12 protein-coding genes and 1 tRNA gene are annotated in these 15,386 nt (G+C 59.4%); 7 read left to right on the top strand and 6 right to left on the bottom strand.

The window, feature by feature from the left end; genetic code table 11:
- The first annotated feature begins 8 nt into the window (after positions 1-8).
- The 4 genes from JMN22_RS17350 to JMN22_RS17335 all read left to right on the top strand — a co-directional run bounded on the left by JMN22_RS17350 (position 9) and on the right by JMN22_RS17335 (position 4,308).
- Positions 9-767 (top strand): DUF4123 domain-containing protein, encoded by a 759-nt coding sequence (locus JMN22_RS17350; RefSeq protein ID WP_198796240.1) that lies wholly within the window; start codon positions 9-11, stop codon positions 765-767.
- A 123-nt stretch (positions 768-890) separates the two neighbouring features.
- The gene (locus JMN22_RS17345; protein WP_198796381.1) at positions 891-1,403 is read left to right on the top strand and encodes a DUF3304 domain-containing protein; all 513 of its coding nucleotides are present in this window, start codon (positions 891-893) and stop codon (positions 1,401-1,403) included.
- A 38-nt stretch (positions 1,404-1,441) separates the two neighbouring features.
- Positions 1,442-1,939 (top strand): DUF3304 domain-containing protein, encoded by a 498-nt coding sequence (locus JMN22_RS17340; RefSeq protein ID WP_030138676.1) that lies wholly within the window; start codon positions 1,442-1,444, stop codon positions 1,937-1,939.
- Positions 1,927-4,308, top strand: a complete 2,382-nt coding sequence (locus tag JMN22_RS17335; protein ID WP_198796239.1) for a T6SS phospholipase effector Tle1-like catalytic domain-containing protein — start codon at positions 1,927-1,929, stop codon at positions 4,306-4,308. Before JMN22_RS17340 ends, JMN22_RS17335 begins: the two co-directional genes overlap by 13 nt.
- 312 nt (positions 4,309-4,620) lie before the next feature.
- Here JMN22_RS17335 and JMN22_RS17330 read toward each other — a convergent pair whose 3' ends face one another.
- The 4 genes from JMN22_RS17330 to JMN22_RS17315 form a co-directional block, all read right to left on the bottom strand.
- Positions 4,621-5,208 (bottom strand): hypothetical protein, encoded by a 588-nt coding sequence (locus JMN22_RS17330; RefSeq protein ID WP_181289747.1) that lies wholly within the window; start codon positions 5,206-5,208, stop codon positions 4,621-4,623.
- A gap of 4 nt (positions 5,209-5,212) precedes the next feature.
- Positions 5,213-5,656, bottom strand: coding sequence for a DUF3592 domain-containing protein (locus tag JMN22_RS17325; protein ID WP_198796238.1), 444 nt, complete (start codon positions 5,654-5,656; stop codon positions 5,213-5,215).
- Positions 5,657-5,726: 70 nt separating this feature from the next.
- Positions 5,727-7,892, bottom strand: a complete 2,166-nt coding sequence (locus JMN22_RS17320) for a methyl-accepting chemotaxis protein (RefSeq protein WP_198796237.1) — start codon at positions 7,890-7,892, stop codon at positions 5,727-5,729.
- A 478-nt stretch (positions 7,893-8,370) separates the two neighbouring features.
- Complete coding sequence (locus tag JMN22_RS17315; RefSeq protein WP_198796236.1) at positions 8,371-9,588, bottom strand: MFS transporter; 1,218 nt, start codon at positions 9,586-9,588, stop codon at positions 8,371-8,373.
- 322 nt (positions 9,589-9,910) lie between these two features.
- On the opposite strand from JMN22_RS17315, the gene JMN22_RS17310 reads away from it, so the two are divergent.
- Both JMN22_RS17310 and JMN22_RS17305 read left to right on the top strand, forming a co-directional pair.
- Entirely contained in the window at positions 9,911-11,968 is a 2,058-nt protein-coding gene (locus JMN22_RS17310; protein WP_198796235.1) for a methyl-accepting chemotaxis protein, read from the top strand.
- A gap of 103 nt (positions 11,969-12,071) precedes the next feature.
- A tRNA-Met gene (locus JMN22_RS17305) sits at positions 12,072-12,148 on the top strand.
- 128 nt (positions 12,149-12,276) lie between these two features.
- Here the strand turns inward: JMN22_RS17305 and JMN22_RS17300 are convergent.
- A complete protein-coding gene (locus tag JMN22_RS17300; RefSeq protein WP_198796234.1) occupies positions 12,277-13,602 on the bottom strand; it encodes an APC family permease in 1,326 nt (441 codons plus the stop codon).
- A gap of 221 nt (positions 13,603-13,823) precedes the next feature.
- Positions 13,824-14,645 (bottom strand): carbon-nitrogen hydrolase family protein, encoded by an 822-nt coding sequence (locus tag JMN22_RS17295; protein WP_198796233.1) that lies wholly within the window; start codon positions 14,643-14,645, stop codon positions 13,824-13,826.
- Positions 14,646-14,770: 125 nt separating this feature from the next.
- On the opposite strand from JMN22_RS17295, the gene JMN22_RS17290 reads away from it, so the two are divergent.
- On the top strand, positions 14,771-15,386 hold a 616-nt coding region (locus JMN22_RS17290), incomplete at its 3' end, for a helix-turn-helix transcriptional regulator (protein WP_237403213.1).

Genomic DNA, 15,386 nt, shown 5'->3' with positions numbered 1-15,386 from the left:
ACACGCATATGGCAACGCCAAGCGAATGGCAAAAACAGATTGAACACGTCTGTATGGCTTCGGACATACCGCGAGTGGACCTTCTGCTGGATCAGTCTGATTGGGGCCATTGCGCCATCCCGGCCCTGAAGCAAATAAGCCCAGAGATTCCATGGCACTCGTTGTTTACCGGTACGCCGGAGGAAAACCTGCTGGAGCAGGCGCCGCTATTGATTCGGTTGAATCTGGCGCATTGGCAACATCGCGCCTGGCTGGAACAACTCATGACTCACTGTGCAACCGATGCACGGTTGCTGGTCGCGATCTCGCCATTGCCCTTCGATGCGCTCAGCCACGCCCTGCAAGCCCTGTCCCAAATGAAGTGGGGCGGGCAACCCGGTTTGTTGCGGTACTACGACCCCCGAATCTTTCCTCTGCTGATTTCCTCCATCTTGAGCGAGGAGCAACGGATTCAGTACCTGCTCCCCGTCAGCTATTGGACTTGGCTGGACCGGGATGACCAGCCGCAATGGCGACGGGGCGCCGGTCAGGCACGGGGCAGCATCGAAGTGCCGCCCTTTGTCGAACTGAGCGATGAACAATGCGACCTGATTGGCTGCATTTCCGATGCGCAGCAGATGTTGAATGGCGGCGAATTTGACCATCTTGAGGACAGTAAGGAAGAGCGTTTCGCCTTGTTATATCGGTTGGCTGTGCAGGCAGGCAAAGAGAATTACTTCGGGAAACTCGATGATTACGTGAAGGGAACTTCGCTTGTTAACTCTTAAGGGCGGCTCGGTGTTGATAGCGAGAGATATTGCTGCGTAACAGATCGCATGGAAGGAACCGTGCGGACGAGACGGTTCCGCGTTTGAAATGCAAATGAAAAGGACTTTGCCATGAGGCAGTTGATGTTCTGTAAGTCGATGGCGCGAGGCTCTTATGCCTTGCTGGGGTTGATGGTGTCTGGCTGCTCTTCTGCGGAAAATGAAATGGCGGGAGGGAATATAGAAGCCGTCAATCATACGTTGAATGCAATTAATTGGTTGTCGGTCAACGGATATCGGGCTGACGGAGGGGGAGGAAGTTCCTGTTGCGTCATCATGCCGACGAAGTGGCGTCCCGGCTTGATGGCTGATGTCGAATGGGAGGTTGATACAGATCCTTACGCATATTCGAAATGGCCTCCGTTGGGGAGTGACGGTTATCGAGCGGCTCAGATAAAGCATAAAGCCAATTATCAGCACCACAGCGCCACGGTGGAAATTCCGGAGTGGTCAGGAACGGACTCCTGCGGTTTGAAAGTCCATTTCCTTGTTTGTAATCAAATCAAGGTCACTACTTCTTGTTGGGGGTACGGTTCACCTCACAACCCCATTAAAGAACGCTTGGAAATGAAGGAGCCCGCCATATGCCCGAAATAGAAAACAACTCGAAGGCGGACAAGGACCTAGGGTTGTCGATGCTAAGGAAACGGGGGCTATATGCATTGCTGGGATTGATGTTGTATGGCTGCTCTTCTGCGGAAAGTGAAATGGCGGGAGGAAACATAGAGGCCGTTAATCATACGTTGAATGCGATTAATTGGTTGTCGGTGAACGGATATCGGGCTGACGGAGGGGGAGGAAGTTCCTGTTGCATCATTATGCCGACCAAATGGCGCCCCGGTCTGATCGCTCATATCGAATGGGAGGTGGATCCCGATCCTTTCGCGGATGCACCACCATTAGGAACGGATGAGTTCCGAGCCTTTATGGTTAAGCATAAAACTAATTATCAACAGCATCACGCTACGGTAGAAATTCCACAATGGCCGGGAACGGAGTCCTGCGATTTGAAAGTGCATTTTCTGACTTGTAACCAGGTGAAGGTTACTACTGCGTGCGCGGTATACGGTCAGCCCAATTATCCGATAAATGATCCCTTGGAAGCGAAGGAGCCTGTTGTATGTCCGAAATAAAAGATACTAATTCGAAGAGCAAGGCCTGGGCACCACCTATCTTTCCCGTCGGTGGACGCTTGCCCACAGACATACGGAAGGTGACCGCAAACTACAATAAGCAGCTTGAGGAAAAGAATCTATTTCGTCAAACGTTCAACGCCCGAGGGCAAAAACGGCACTCTGCGTGCTGCCACAGTTTGCATATCAGCCTCTTTTTTGACGGGACCAACAACAACGAGGACAACGATACCAAGAAAGAGCATCCAAGCAATATTGCGAAGCTGTTCCACGCCTCACTTAGAGGTACGTTAGCAAAAGAGCGTGGCTACTTTTCGTACTACATGCCCGGTGTCGGCACTCCCTTTCCAGAAATTGGCGAACTGGATTACAGCGAGGATGGATTGAAGTTCGCCACGGGTGGCGAAGACCGTATCAATTGGGCCTTGGTCTCTTTGGCTGATGCCTTGCACACAGCCCTGATCAAAACGCCTTTGTCACAAGATCGACGGGCGAAAGCCGTCGAATCCATGGATACGTACAAAGCTCCGATGATGAGCATTTTCGGCGCCGGTCGGCGGCGCCAAGTCATGAAGGGCCTGCTGGAACCATTGAGGCCCTACGTCCCCAAAACCAGACCTGAAGTGCTGGGCGTCAAGCTCTTCGTCTATGGTTTTTCCCGCGGCGCGGCGGAAGCACGCACTTTCGTGAGCTGGTTGAGCCAGTTGTTCGACACGCCGGACGGGGCCGAAAACCCGGAACAGACACTGTTGGGGCTGCCGGTAAGCATCGAGTTCCTCGGCCTGCTGGACACCGTGGCGTCGGTAGGTATTGCCCATGTCACGCCGTTTTTTGCCGGGCACATGGATTGGGCGGATGACACCCAGCTATTGCCGGACGCAAAAACGTTTCCCGACTTCGTCAAATGCTGTCGGCATTTTGTCGCGGCGTTCGAACAACGTGCCTGTTTCCCGCTGGACTCGGTCCGTAACGAGGATGGCAAGTACCCGCCCAATACTTATGAAGTGGTGTACCCCGGCGTGCACTCCGACGTGGGCGGTGGCTACCCGAAAAATGATCAGGGCAAGGCACGTGGCGGTACGAATGAACTGGTGTCGCAGATCGTCCTGCACGATCTGTATGCCGCAGCCTTCGCTGCCGGAGCGCCATTAAAGGTACCGGAGGCAGTATTGCCGGACAGCCTGAAAAGTCAGAAAAATTGGCGGGTCCTGGGGCTGGACGTGACAGAAGAATTCGATATAAGCCCTCTAGTCATCGAACGCTTCAACGCCTGGCACCACCAAACCCTGCATACCGTTCCACCCGAAGATCAGAACAGCAGCCCCTCCACCGACGGCTACCACCCTCTGCTCCTCACCACCACCGTCGAAGACACCCTGGCCGATCAATTGGGCTGGATCACCGGCTGGCGCATCGGCCGTTTTGCCAACGACCTCAACAAGATCGGCGACCGCTATCAATACAACGACAGCTACAAGCATCAACCTTTCTTCACCGAGGCCAACGAAGCCACCGCCTACGATACGGCCGAACAGCGTCGCGAATATGAAGACCAGAAACGGGCCGCGCTGAAAAACCGCCAGAAAGCACCCACCGCAGCGATGAATCATCCCGGCCCGCCGATCTACGAGCCGCAGATCGATCAGACCCAGCTCAGCCAGGCTGCCACTGAATTCAAGCACGACTACCTGGACATCGGTCGCGAGCAGACCAGTTGGAAGGGCTCTGTCCTGGACGTGGTTCTGCGCGACACGATGTACCTGCTCAACGAGAACGATGAGGTGCGTGACCACGCGAGCATCAAGGCGGCGGGCGAGCTGCGCAAGGAGCAGCTGTTCCTGGACAGGTTCGGTTTGCCCAGCCGGAAGCCGGGCCTGGCGCTGCTGGTGGCGTTGTTCGATGACCACATCCACGACTCGCGGGCCTGGTTCATGCACGACAAGTTGGCGTCCCGAGAGCTGTGGGCCGGTTACTTTTTCTATCGAATGACCTATTTCGGCAACGAGAACAGCCGTGCCCTGTCGCCGGTGGTGGTCGCCGGGCGGATGCTGGGCGTGGCGGTGCTGGCGGGCGCCACGGTGTATGGCATCAAGCGCAGCGGCACGCTGGGCGCCGTGGGCGGGCTGGCCGCCGGCATGGGTGCGGCGACCATTGGTTATCAGGTGATCGACAAGGTCAGCGGTGCGGTGGTGCCGTTCCTGCCGGGCGCGGAAAAGATCCTGCAGCCGACGCGTCATATTGGCGAAGTGGTGATCGAGCAGAAGAAACAGATCGCCTTGGACGACCATCTGCGGCGCCTCGAGCGGACCGACGAAATACTGCGGCTGGCCGGCGTGCTGGTGGAGTTTGATGGGGAGGTCGCCTCATGATGCCCTTGATACGCCTGGGCGCCCCCCTGCGTCCCTTCGGCGGCGAAGTGCTCGAAGGCCGCTTCCTGGCCTTCGGCAAACGGCTGTCCTGCGCAGGGGACGCGTCGCTGCAGGTGCGGCGTGCGCATATTCCTGGAGGGACGCAGAGGGATAGGCCGACATTCGTCGGCGAGGACTTGCCCACGCCAGACCCCGCAGCTCTGCCCGCCGTGCACAACGATCCGTTATGAACGGCTAGGCCGAGCACCAAGACTCAGTGCTCTAATCAGACGCACTGAGTCCTCTCCAAACGTTACCTGCGCCCAGCCGCAACTAGAACAGATAGCCCATGTAGATCGCCGCGCCGCCACCGGCCTGCAAACCGGCGTTCACGCCGGCCATGACCACCGCGCCCTTGGCCGAACGTGCCAGTTGCCGGTTGACCGTGGTCGACGCGATGAGCGAGGTCGCCGGATTGGAGCTCAAGGCCACCGACAGTGCCAACAGCTTGGGATCGAGTCCGAACAGCAGCGCTGTGGCCGAACCACCGACCACCAGGCCCACGCCCACTTCGGTGTACATGCAAGGGCCGGTGATGTCGTCGCTGGTCAGGTCGCGATCGACCAGGGCATCGCTGACAAACACCTTGCCGGTGCTGGGGAACGCCTCTGCCGCACCCGCCCCACTTACGCCCTTGCCTTTGATCTGGATATTGATCTTGCCGAAACGCGGCAGCCGCGCACCAAATCCGACACCCACGCCGACGCCGCCATAGCGGTAGCTGACGTCCTCGCCTTGGGGCGAACGCAGGATGATCGACCCGCCGCTGCCCGCCACCATGACCACGGTCAGACCGCCACCGCTGGCGGTCTGGTATTGCCAACGACTTTCATTGACCGGAATAGGGATGTTGTAGCTCATGCGTTCAAAGTCCTTTAAGTGAATGAGCCGCGCCGCGACCGCGCTGGCGGGTGACTTTCAATAGTCCTACCAGAGTGAATACCAAACCGATGCCGCCCAATAATGCCGAGGTCCCCCACAAGGCACCCCGATCATCGACGATGGCGCTGCCGGCCGGCTGCTCGGGCGAATAGTGCACCCGCACCGGCTGGTCTTTCTGATAACCGAAGATAAAGCCGCCCTGAGGGTAGGAAATCTTTTCGCCGCTTGCGGTGGTGAAGGCGATCTCGGGATGCGAACCACCGGCATTCAAGTGGCTGACAATGCCATCAGCCATTTCGGCGCGAGCAAGAAACTCGCGCCGATCGAGCGCCAGATTGAAGGCGGCGCCCAACAAACCAATGCCAATCAGCGCGAAAAGCAATCCCAGCAGTGTCTGTCCGATGCGTGACGGCGTGTCGTTAGCCATGGCAGGTCTCGGTATTCGTCCGTGAAGAAGGGCCCGCAGGATAGCAAAAAGCCTCCCCGCTGACCTTTTTTTACCTTGAAACTTTCACCTTGAACCGCCCAAGCACACGCTGCATCAACGAGGCTCGCTCGGAGAGATCCTTGGCGGCGATGGCACATTCGTGGGAGTTCGACTGGTTCTTCTGGGTCACCTCGTCGATCTGTTCGAGCCCGATGCTCGCCTGTTGCAAGCCTGAAGCCTGCTCGCTGGAGGCCTGGTAGATCAGCGAAACCAGGCTGGAGACTTCGCTGGTCCCGCTGACGATATTCTTCAGCGATTCGGCGGTACGGCCGGCGATGATCATGCCGCGCTGGGTCTTGCTCGAGGAATCGGCGATCAGCGCAGCTGTCTGCTGGGCCGCCTCGGCGCTGCGGGCGGCCAGGCTGCGCACTTCGTCCGCCACCACCGCGAAACCACGGCCGAGTTCACCTGCCCGCGCAGCCTCGATCGCCGCATTGAGCGCGAGGAGGTTGGTTTGCGCGGCAATGTTATCGATGGTGGTGATGATGGCCGTGATGTCCTTGCCCGAGTTATCGATTTCGGCCATGGCGGCGATCAGCTCACTCATCAGCTTATCGCTCTCCCCCGCATCGGCGCGTGAAGCCTGGGATTGCTCATCGGCTTTCTTGGCATTGGCGGCGTTGTCCCGGGTCTGGGCGGCCATTTGCGTCATCACCGCACTGATCTCGGTGATGGACGAGGCGGAATTGGAGGCGCCCTCGGACAGTGACTGGCTCAGGTCGGTCACCTGCGTCGAGCTGCCGGTGATCTGGGTGGCGCTGGCCTGAACTTCGGAAATCAACTGGTTCAGGTTGCTGACCATTTTCTCCAGCGACTTGCCCAACGTGTCCTGGGGCGAAGACAGCCGGACCTGCAGATCCAGGTCACCTTCGGAAATGCGCTCCGCCACCCTCACCTGCCGTTGCAGACTCTCGGACATATCGTTCAGGGCGGCCGACAACTGCCCGACTTCATCTTCGGACTGCTGCACCAGTCGGCGCGAAAAATCCCCGAGGCTGATGGTCGCGGCCAAGGCAGCCGCCTCGCGAATCGGCCCGACGATCTTGGCGGCGGCATACCACAGGGCGGCCAGGGCCAACAATGAAATGACCAACCCTACCGACACCTGCCAGATACTGTTGTCGAGGCTGCGCGCCTGCAGCTCCTGCTCCAAGGCGATGGCCTGGCTCATGACCACGGCCTTGGGCAGGCGAATCAACACCGCCCAGGGTTTGCCGGTACGGCCGAGCACAATCGGCATCAGCACTTCGATATTCTGGGTTTGCGCATTCAGCAGGCCATCCCCTCGACCGCCCTGGATATCGCCCAGCACCTTTTCCCAGGAATCGGGCAAGAGGGCCTTGATAGGCTGGCCGATCAAGTCGGTACGCTGGCTGTCCGCGACCACCAGCCCCTGGTTGCTCAGGATCGATACCGTGCCTTTGCCGCCATAGAGGTCGGCAGACATCTGCTCGCTGAGTTTCTGGATGAAGGCGATGTCGAAGTCAGCGCCAACCACCCCGTAGAATTTCCCTTCGGAGACGATGGGCACCGACAAGGTGGTCAGCCAGACATTTTTCCCCTGCACCACGTAGGGAATGGGGTCCAACACGCTTTCCTTCAGGGTGTCGCGCGGGCCGCTGTACCACCCGCCCTTGAGCACACCATTGGCATGGCGGTCGGCCGAGTCATACTCGACCAACGGTTGCACCGCGACATGACCATCGGCGCTGCGCGTCCAGTAAGGCGTAAAACGTCCGGTCACGGGGTTGTTGCCGTCTTGTGCGTTGCGGAACCCGGGGTCCTGCCCGTCCAGCGCATTTGGCTCCCAGCAGGAATAGGTGCCGTTGAAGTCAGGGTTGTCCTTGAGCACATTGAGCAGCACGCTGTTGATCTGTTCACGGCCCAATGCCAGGGGGCTTTGCGAAGCCTTGCTGGCGGCAAAAGTATTGGCCATTGTGCGTGCTGCATCCAATGCATTCTGCAGCTTGGCCTGGATGGCGTTGGCACGGGATTCGGCCAGGTTCTGGATTTCCCGGATGGTTGATTTTTCAACCAGCGCACTGACCTCGCTCGCGACATATTGCTCATTCGACCGGGCAGTAAAGAGCCCGTAGACAACCAGGCTGACAGACGAAACAAACAGGCATGCGCCCGCCGTGACACAAATGCGTGCCTGCAACGACGTGAACTTCATATCATTCCCCACCCGATTCTATTTTTCGCGCCGCCATGAAGAACGCCGGCAGCCACCGCGTGCACGACTCGGCGAATACGACTGACGCTGCTTACGTCATGCACCGAAGTGGATGGCCGGGCATGGCGATACAGCTGGTTATTGGTTGAACGTGGGGAGATGGCGCGCAGATTCACTCTATGCGTCCGAGGGACGATAAAGGACATTCAACGTCAGGAGCCGAAGACCTCCGGAAACGAAGGCCTTCGCGGAAAGAATGTGAATCCGCTATCCAGTCACCGTAAAGCGACCCCTGGATATTTGCCGCAGAGTCCATTCCAACCATTTGCCACGCAGGCAAATTAGCACGAGCGGTATTTGTACAAGAGCCAACTTAAGGCTCATACAGATCGAGACTTTAGTACCGGTTATTCATGACTCGGGCCGCCAAGAGCTCGGTGTTTCCCCAGGAACACCGAGCCGTCTGGCTGGAGATTGCTCAGGCTTTTTTTGTCCTGGGCAAAAAGATCGCCAACACCCCAAACAACGGCAGGAACGAGCACAGCCAGTACACGTATTCAATGCCACGAATATCTGCCAGATGCCCCAGCAGCGCGGCGCCAATCCCGCCGAAGCCGAACATCAGGCCGAAGAATACGCCTGCGATCATCCCGACGTTGCCTGGCACCAGTTCCTGGGCATACACCACGATCGCGGAGAACGCCGAGGCCAGGATGAAGCCGATTACTATGCTGAGAATGCTGGTCCACAGCAGGTCGACGTGAGGCAGGATCAGGGTGAATGGCGCCACGCCGAGGATCGAGAACCAGATCACCGCCTTACGCCCTATCCTGTCGCCGATCGGGCCGCCAAAGAACGTTCCCGCCGCCACCGCGCCCAGGAACAGAAACAGGTGCAACTGCGAAGAGGCCACCGACAGGTCGAACTTCTCGATCAGGTAGAACGTGAAGTAGCTGGTGAAACTGGCCATGTAGAAGTACTTGGAAAACACCAACAGCCCGAGCACCACGAGCGCACCGAGGACGCGCCCCTTGGATAACCCGTGGGTCGCTGCCTGGCCTTGCTTGAGCTTGAACAGGTTCAGGTGATTGGCGTACCAGCGGCTGATGCGGTACAGCACGAACAAGGCAAACAGCGCGAACAGGCCGAACCAGGCCACGTTGCCTTGCCCGTAAGGGATGATGATCGCCGCCGCCAACAGCGGGCCGAAGGCAGAGCCGGCGTTACCGCCCACCTGGAAAGTCGACTGGGCCAAGCCATAGCGGCCCCCGGAAGCCAGCCGGGCCACCCGCGACGCTTCGGGGTGGAAGGTCGACGAGCCGATGCCGATCAACGCGGCGGCCAGCAGGATCAAGGCAAAACTGCCGACCATCGACATCATCACGATGCCGACCAATGTGCATACCGTTCCCGCCGGCAGGAGCCATGGCTTGGGATGCCGATCGGTGTGATAACCCACCCAGGGTTGCAGCAGCGAAGCGGTGAGCTGAAAGGTCAACGTGATCAGGCCAACCTGGGTAAATGTCAGGCCGTAGCTGTCCTTGAGCATCGGATAGATCGACGGCAAGACCGCCTGGATCAGGTCGTTGATCAGATGCGCCAGCGCCACCGCACCAATGATGCGCATGACCAGTGGGCTGCTTTGGGGCGTCGCGGCTGCCGACGTCATGTCGGCCTGGGTATTGCTGATAGCCATGGGAGTTTCCATACGGCGGGTGGGTGCACAAGGCAGGCGCATCAATGTGCCATTTTTCACCATGGCAAGGCTATCCCCTTAGCTTGCTATCGACCTATAAAAAACAAGGTGATAGCGCAACGCCATGGTCTGAATCTTGCCTTGCTAATGCTCTAAGACGTGATCCCCTTACAAAGGGGATCGAGAATGGGAAGTTTCGCTACAGAGCAGGCCTACAGAGCCGGCCTGGACAAGCTTTCGAGGCCTTTTAAGAGAACACCTGTTTCAGCACCTGTGTAAAAACGCACAAATTCGGTGCAAGGGTGTTCAGGGGAGTATGGGCATGCAGGCTTTTCTATCACCGGGGATCCGGTTGCTGGGGCATTTTGGTTTCGCCCGTAAATTCCAGCTGTTGTTCCTGTTATTCATCCTGCCGCTCATGGGCAGCTTGTGGCTCATCGGCCAGGATTACCGCGACAAGCTCAGCCTGATTTCCGGGGAGCGCGCCGGGGTGCGTCAATTGCTGGCGCTGGATAACCTGGACAATCTGCTGACCGCCCAGCGCAATCGCGCGGCCCGTTGGCGCGCCACCGAAACCAATCGACAACCCACTCCCGCGACGCTGGCCGCCATGGCGGCGTTCGACGCCGTGCAGCCGGCGCTCAACCAGGCCGCCACCGACCTGGGCGCCACTTTGCAAACCGAAGGCGCCGAAGCCGACACCCTCGCCCGCTACCAGGCTTTGCAAACCTGCCTCAACGGCCTGGATTCCAAAAGCCTGGGCAGCGTGGGCTGGTGGCCGGACGGCTATGACCGTTTCACCGCCGCCCTGGGCGCGTTGCAAGCCCTGCGCGAACAGATCGTCATGGACAATCGCCTGACGCTCGCGTCCTGGCTGGAAACCTACCTGCTGACACAAATCTCGACCCAGCAGACACCCGACCTGATCGAACGTGTCGGGCGCCTGGCCAGCGTTGGCCAAGCCTCGGTGGTGTCAGGCCAATTCACGCTGCAGAGCCGCTTGCAACTGCGTGACCTGCGCAGCCGCATTGGCGACGCACGGGACCAACTGGTCAAGACCGGTGCACTTCTGGAAACCCGCCTGCCGAGCGAATTGCAAAGCTGGGCTGGTCAATTCCAAGGCAGCCTCAAGAATCTCGACAGCGGTTTGAAAGTCTTGGATGACGGCGTGTTCGGCGGTTCCATCAACCTCAAGCCGGAAGGCTTCGAGAAACACATGGACGCCCTCCTCGTCGATCTGGCGACCTTGCGCCAACAATCATTGGTCGCGCTGGATACCCGCCTGGACCAATACCATGGCTCGGCCATCCGTCAGTTCACTCTGGTGGCCATTGTGCTCGGCTGCCTGCTGCTGGCCGCGCTGTATCTCTTCGTTTGCCTGCAAGCCTCTATCCGCCGCAGCGCCAGTGGCATCACCCTGCTGGCCGAAGCCTTGCGCGATGGCAACCTGAGCCTGCAAGTGCCGGTGCAGGGCCGGGACGAACTGGCAGCGATCAGCACCGCCCTCAATGTCGCCGTGGTCCAGTTGCGCAACAGCCTGTTGGGCGTGGATCACGAAACACTGCAACTGAGCGACGCCGTGCGCACCCTCAACACGCATTCCAGCGGCGCCCTGGGTGAAGTCGAGGCGCAGCAGATGCAGATCAGCCAGATTGCCGCCGCCGCGACACAACTGGCCGCGACCTCCCAAGGCGTCGCGAAAAGTTGTGAACAGGCGTCAGACAGCGCCCAGCAGACCCGCCGCATCGCGGCCGACAGCAGCCGCGACAGCCAACGCACCACGGCGAGCATCCAGCAGCTCAACCAGCGGCTCAACGAGACCGCCGCCGCGCTGGGCCGGGTCAGCGAACAGGGCCAGCAGATCCAACTGGTGGTCGACACCATTCGTGGCGTGGCCGAGCAGACCAACCTGCTGGCGCTCAACGCCGCCATCGAAGCCGCTCGCGCCGGAGAACAGGGCCGCGGCTTCGCCGTCGTGGCCGACGAAGTGCGCAGCCTGTCGCAACGCACCCAGTCCTCCACGCAGCAGATCGCCGGCACCGTCGACAGCCTGCGCGCGACGGTCAACGAAGCCGTCAGCCTGATGGAAGCGGCCTGCGGCCAGGCCCAGACCGACGCCCAAGCGGTCACCGGCCTTGGCGAACGCCTCGGCGAAATTGCCAGCGCCGTGCAAAGCGTGACCGATACCCTGGCGCAAATCGCCACTGCGGTTGATGAGCAAGCCAGCACGGCTGACGAAGTCAGCGGCAATATCCAGCAGGTCGACCAGGCCGCCATGCGCCTGCTCGAAGGCGCCCGCGCCGTGAACCTGGCGGCGGATACCTTGAGCCAAGGCAGCCAGGCCTTGAGTGCAAACACAGGGAGATTTCAACTCGGTTGATGGGCGTTTGTCGCAGGGATGGATAAGCGGTTGAAAGTGCAGAGAAATATTTTTGATTTGCGCTTGACACATCTCCACCGCAAGGGAATAATGCGCGCCACTTGGCTACATAGCTCAGTTGGTTAGAGCATAGCATTCATAATGCTGGGGTCCGGGGTTCAAGTCCCTGTGTAGCCACCAAGTCCTGTTCAAAGACATTCTTGAATGTCTTTGAACAACAAGAAGCCCGCCTAGTGCGGGCTTTCTTGTTTCTGGGGTTCCCTGAATGCCCCCGCAAGATTTCAACTGATCCCACGGGGCGCAAGGAGTTACGCGGCTTCCTGGAAATCCATCTCCGGTGGCTGGCGACGGAAGCCTCCGGTCAGCACCGCCAGGTACACCACGCCAATCGCCAGCCAGCTCAGGCCCAGGTAGATTGCTGAGTGATCGAGGCTGACCATCAGCCATACATCCGCCGCCAGGCCGATAAACGGGAACAGCAGGAACAGCACGAGTTCACGCAGCCCCTTCCTCTCTGCTCCAATCCAGTAATGAAAAATCACTGACAGGTTCACCAGACTGAACGCGAGGAACGCGCCAAAGTTGATGAATGAGGTTGATGTAGTGACGTCCAGTTTCAGCGCCAGCAAAGCGACCACGGCGCATAAAAGAATGCTGTTGACCGGCGTACCAAAGCGCTCATGCAAGGTACCGAAGAACGATTTTGGCAGCACGCCATCACGGCCCATGGCGAACAACAGCCGCGAGCCGCTGGCCTGGGCTGACAGCCCCGACGCGAACTGGCCGACGATCAGGCCGATCAGGAAGATCGACACGAACAGGTCGCCACCGATGTTGCGGGCAATTTCGTAGGCCGCCGCGTCGACGCTGTCGAACTGGAACGACGGGTGCGCGATCTGCACGAAGTACGACACGCTGACGAAGATCAATCCGCCGATCAGGGTAATCAGCATGATCGCTCGCGGGATGGTACGGCGCGGGTCGCGGGTTTCCTCGGTCAAGGTACTGACCGCGTCAAACCCGAGGAACGAATAACAAGCGATAGCTGCACCGCTCATGATCAGCGGCATCTGCATGTCACCGTTGAAGAACGGCTTGATCGACCACAACGGTGTGCTCGCGTCCCCTGCGACGTAATGGACGCACAGCGCAACGAAGGCGACCAGGACCAGGAACTGCACCAGCATCAACAGCGCGTTGATGCCATTGGCCAATTTCAGACCGACAATATTGATCGCGCTCGTAACGCCGATGAACACCAGCACCCAGAGCCACTGTGGCAAGGCCGGGAACGCGGAGTGCAGGTAGGCCGCGCCGATCAGCCAGATCGCCATGGGCAGGAACAGGTAATCGAGCAATACCGCCCAACCGGCGATGAAACCCAGTTTCGGGCTGATCGCCTTGCGCACGTAGCTATAGGCCGAACCGGCGACGGGGAACGCCGCAGCCATTCGGCCGTAGCTCATCGCGGTGAAAAACATCGCCACCAATGCCGCCAGGTAAGCGGCGGGGACCATGCCTGTAGTGGATTGCGCGAGGATGCCGAAGGTACCGAGAACAATGATCGGTGTCATGTAAGCGATGCCGAACAGCACCACCGACCCCAGTGACAGGGTGCGTTGCAAATGAGCCATGAGCGACTACTCCGAATTATTAGATTTATGGCAGAGCCGAGTTCGGCACAAGGTTTTCGGGTGTTACGTTGTTGTTCTGGTTTTGGCCAACAGGAATGTGTTGCTTGTCAGGGCCTCTTCGCGGGCAAGCCCGCTCCCACATTGGATCTCGGGCATTCTTACAACCGGGTGGGAGCGGGCTTGCCCGCGAAGGCGTCAGCCCCGGCAACACAGGATCAGGATCAACGCGAAGGAATCAGTAGCTCCCGCACTCCGCAGGCATGCTCGACAATCTCCCCTGGCATCTTCAGCCGCTGATCATCGAGGTACCGGTAATCACGCCGCGCCGCCGTCAGCTGGTTCAGGTCCAGTTCCACCGAGAACTGGCCTTGATCACGCCCCGCCTCGAACAATAAGGTGCCGAGCGGGTCGACCAACGCACTGCCGCCTGCAAACACCAACCCGCCATCACCCTCTTCCACGCGATTGACCATCAGCGCAAACGCTTGGTTTTCCTGGGCGCGGGCCATGATCGCGGTGCGGTGAGTCGGGCCATAGGGGTCCATGTTGCCGTTGGTGACGATCAGCAGCTCGGCCCCCAATTGCGCCAGGGCGCGGGCAGTTTCCGGGAATTCGATGTCGTAGCAGATCAGCAGGCCGACCCGCACACCATTCCACTCGCATGTCGCGTAACGGTCACCGGCCTCGAATACTCCGCGATCCGACGCCCAGAGATGCGTCTTGCGATATTTCAGGGCAATGCCCTCTGGTGTGATCAACAGCGTGGTGTTGTAGAAACGGCCGCGATCGTTCTCGGCCACGCCGATCACCACGGCAATATCACGTTCCCGGGCCGCAGCAAGCACCGCACTGACGGTCGGTCCGTCCAGCGGCTCGGCGGTTTCGGCCAACGTCTCGACCGACGGAAAGCCCATCAGGTGGGTTTCGGGAAACACGATCATTTGCGTGTCGGCAGCACAGGCGGCAATCGCCGCAAGCGCGCGTTCCAGGTTGTAGGTCGTGTCGTTATCACGGCCCGCCAATTGGGCGAGTTCGACTTTCATGGGTATTCCTTGTTCTTGACCAGGCTGGCGGAAAGATTGCCCGGACGGTGTCTGTGCGCCAGTATGCGCAGCAAGCCCAGGGCCGGGAAATCACGCCGCTGGGGTAACCCGATAGGGGTAGAGGCATGACACTTTCATTAGACGACATCGCGTGGCACCGCTCGGTCGGGCAACTGATCGACGCCTTGGACAAGCCCAATTTCTGGACGCAGCTGGTCCGTTTGCTGGATCAGTACGTACCCTTCGACAGTTGGGTGGCACTGCTTTTCAGCGCCGATCAACGCCCGCAGGTTTTTGCCGAATGCCCGGGCGCGGATGGCAGCCCCGATCAGTTGTTCCAGGACTATCTGCGCGGGTTGTACCTGCTCGATCCGTTCTACATCGCTTGTCGCGAGCAGTCGCGCACCGGGCTGTATCGCCTGTCGGAAGTGGCACCGGAACATTTCGAGTTGACCGAGTATTACCAGCGTTACTTTCGCCTGAACGTTGTATCCGACGAAGTCCAGTTCAATTGCCAGCTCGAAGGCGATCGCACGCTGTGCCTGTCGTTGGGCAGCAAGCAGCGGTTCAGTGGCCAGCAGCTTGCCTTGCTGTCGCTGATCCAGCCTTGGGTGCTCGGCCTGTTGCGCCAGCGCCTGCCTTACGAAATCAACGAAGTGGTGGGGGGGGGGGGGGGGGCCCCCCCCCCCCCCCCCCCCCCCCCGGGGGGCGCCGCGGGGACACCGCACAAACAAACACAAA

The organism is Pseudomonas sp. HB05 (genome assembly GCF_016756915.1).
GTDB classification, from domain to species: Bacteria; Pseudomonadota; Gammaproteobacteria; order Pseudomonadales; family Pseudomonadaceae; genus Aquipseudomonas; species Aquipseudomonas alvandae.
Note: the sequence above shows the minus strand (reverse complement) of the source record. Positions and strands in the feature narration are given on the sequence as shown.

Coding starts and splice junctions, on each gene's coding strand:
- JMN22_RS17350 (WP_198796240.1), top strand. CDS start 9: ATGGCAACGCCAAGCGAATGGCAAAAACAGATTGAACACGTCTGTATG.
- JMN22_RS17345 (WP_198796381.1), top strand. CDS start 891: ATGTTCTGTAAGTCGATGGCGCGAGGCTCTTATGCCTTGCTGGGGTTG.
- JMN22_RS17340 (WP_030138676.1), top strand. CDS start 1,442: ATGCTAAGGAAACGGGGGCTATATGCATTGCTGGGATTGATGTTGTAT.
- JMN22_RS17335 (WP_198796239.1), top strand. CDS start 1,927: ATGTCCGAAATAAAAGATACTAATTCGAAGAGCAAGGCCTGGGCACCA.
- JMN22_RS17330 (WP_181289747.1), bottom strand. CDS start 5,208: ATGAGCTACAACATCCCTATTCCGGTCAATGAAAGTCGTTGGCAATAC.
- JMN22_RS17325 (WP_198796238.1), bottom strand. CDS start 5,656: ATGGCTAACGACACGCCGTCACGCATCGGACAGACACTGCTGGGATTG.
- JMN22_RS17320 (WP_198796237.1), bottom strand. CDS start 7,892: ATGAAGTTCACGTCGTTGCAGGCACGCATTTGTGTCACGGCGGGCGCA.
- JMN22_RS17315 (WP_198796236.1), bottom strand. CDS start 9,588: ATGGCTATCAGCAATACCCAGGCCGACATGACGTCGGCAGCCGCGACG.
- JMN22_RS17310 (WP_198796235.1), top strand. CDS start 9,911: ATGCAGGCTTTTCTATCACCGGGGATCCGGTTGCTGGGGCATTTTGGT.
- JMN22_RS17300 (WP_198796234.1), bottom strand. CDS start 13,602: ATGGCTCATTTGCAACGCACCCTGTCACTGGGGTCGGTGGTGCTGTTC.
- JMN22_RS17295 (WP_198796233.1), bottom strand. CDS start 14,645: ATGAAAGTCGAACTCGCCCAATTGGCGGGCCGTGATAACGACACGACC.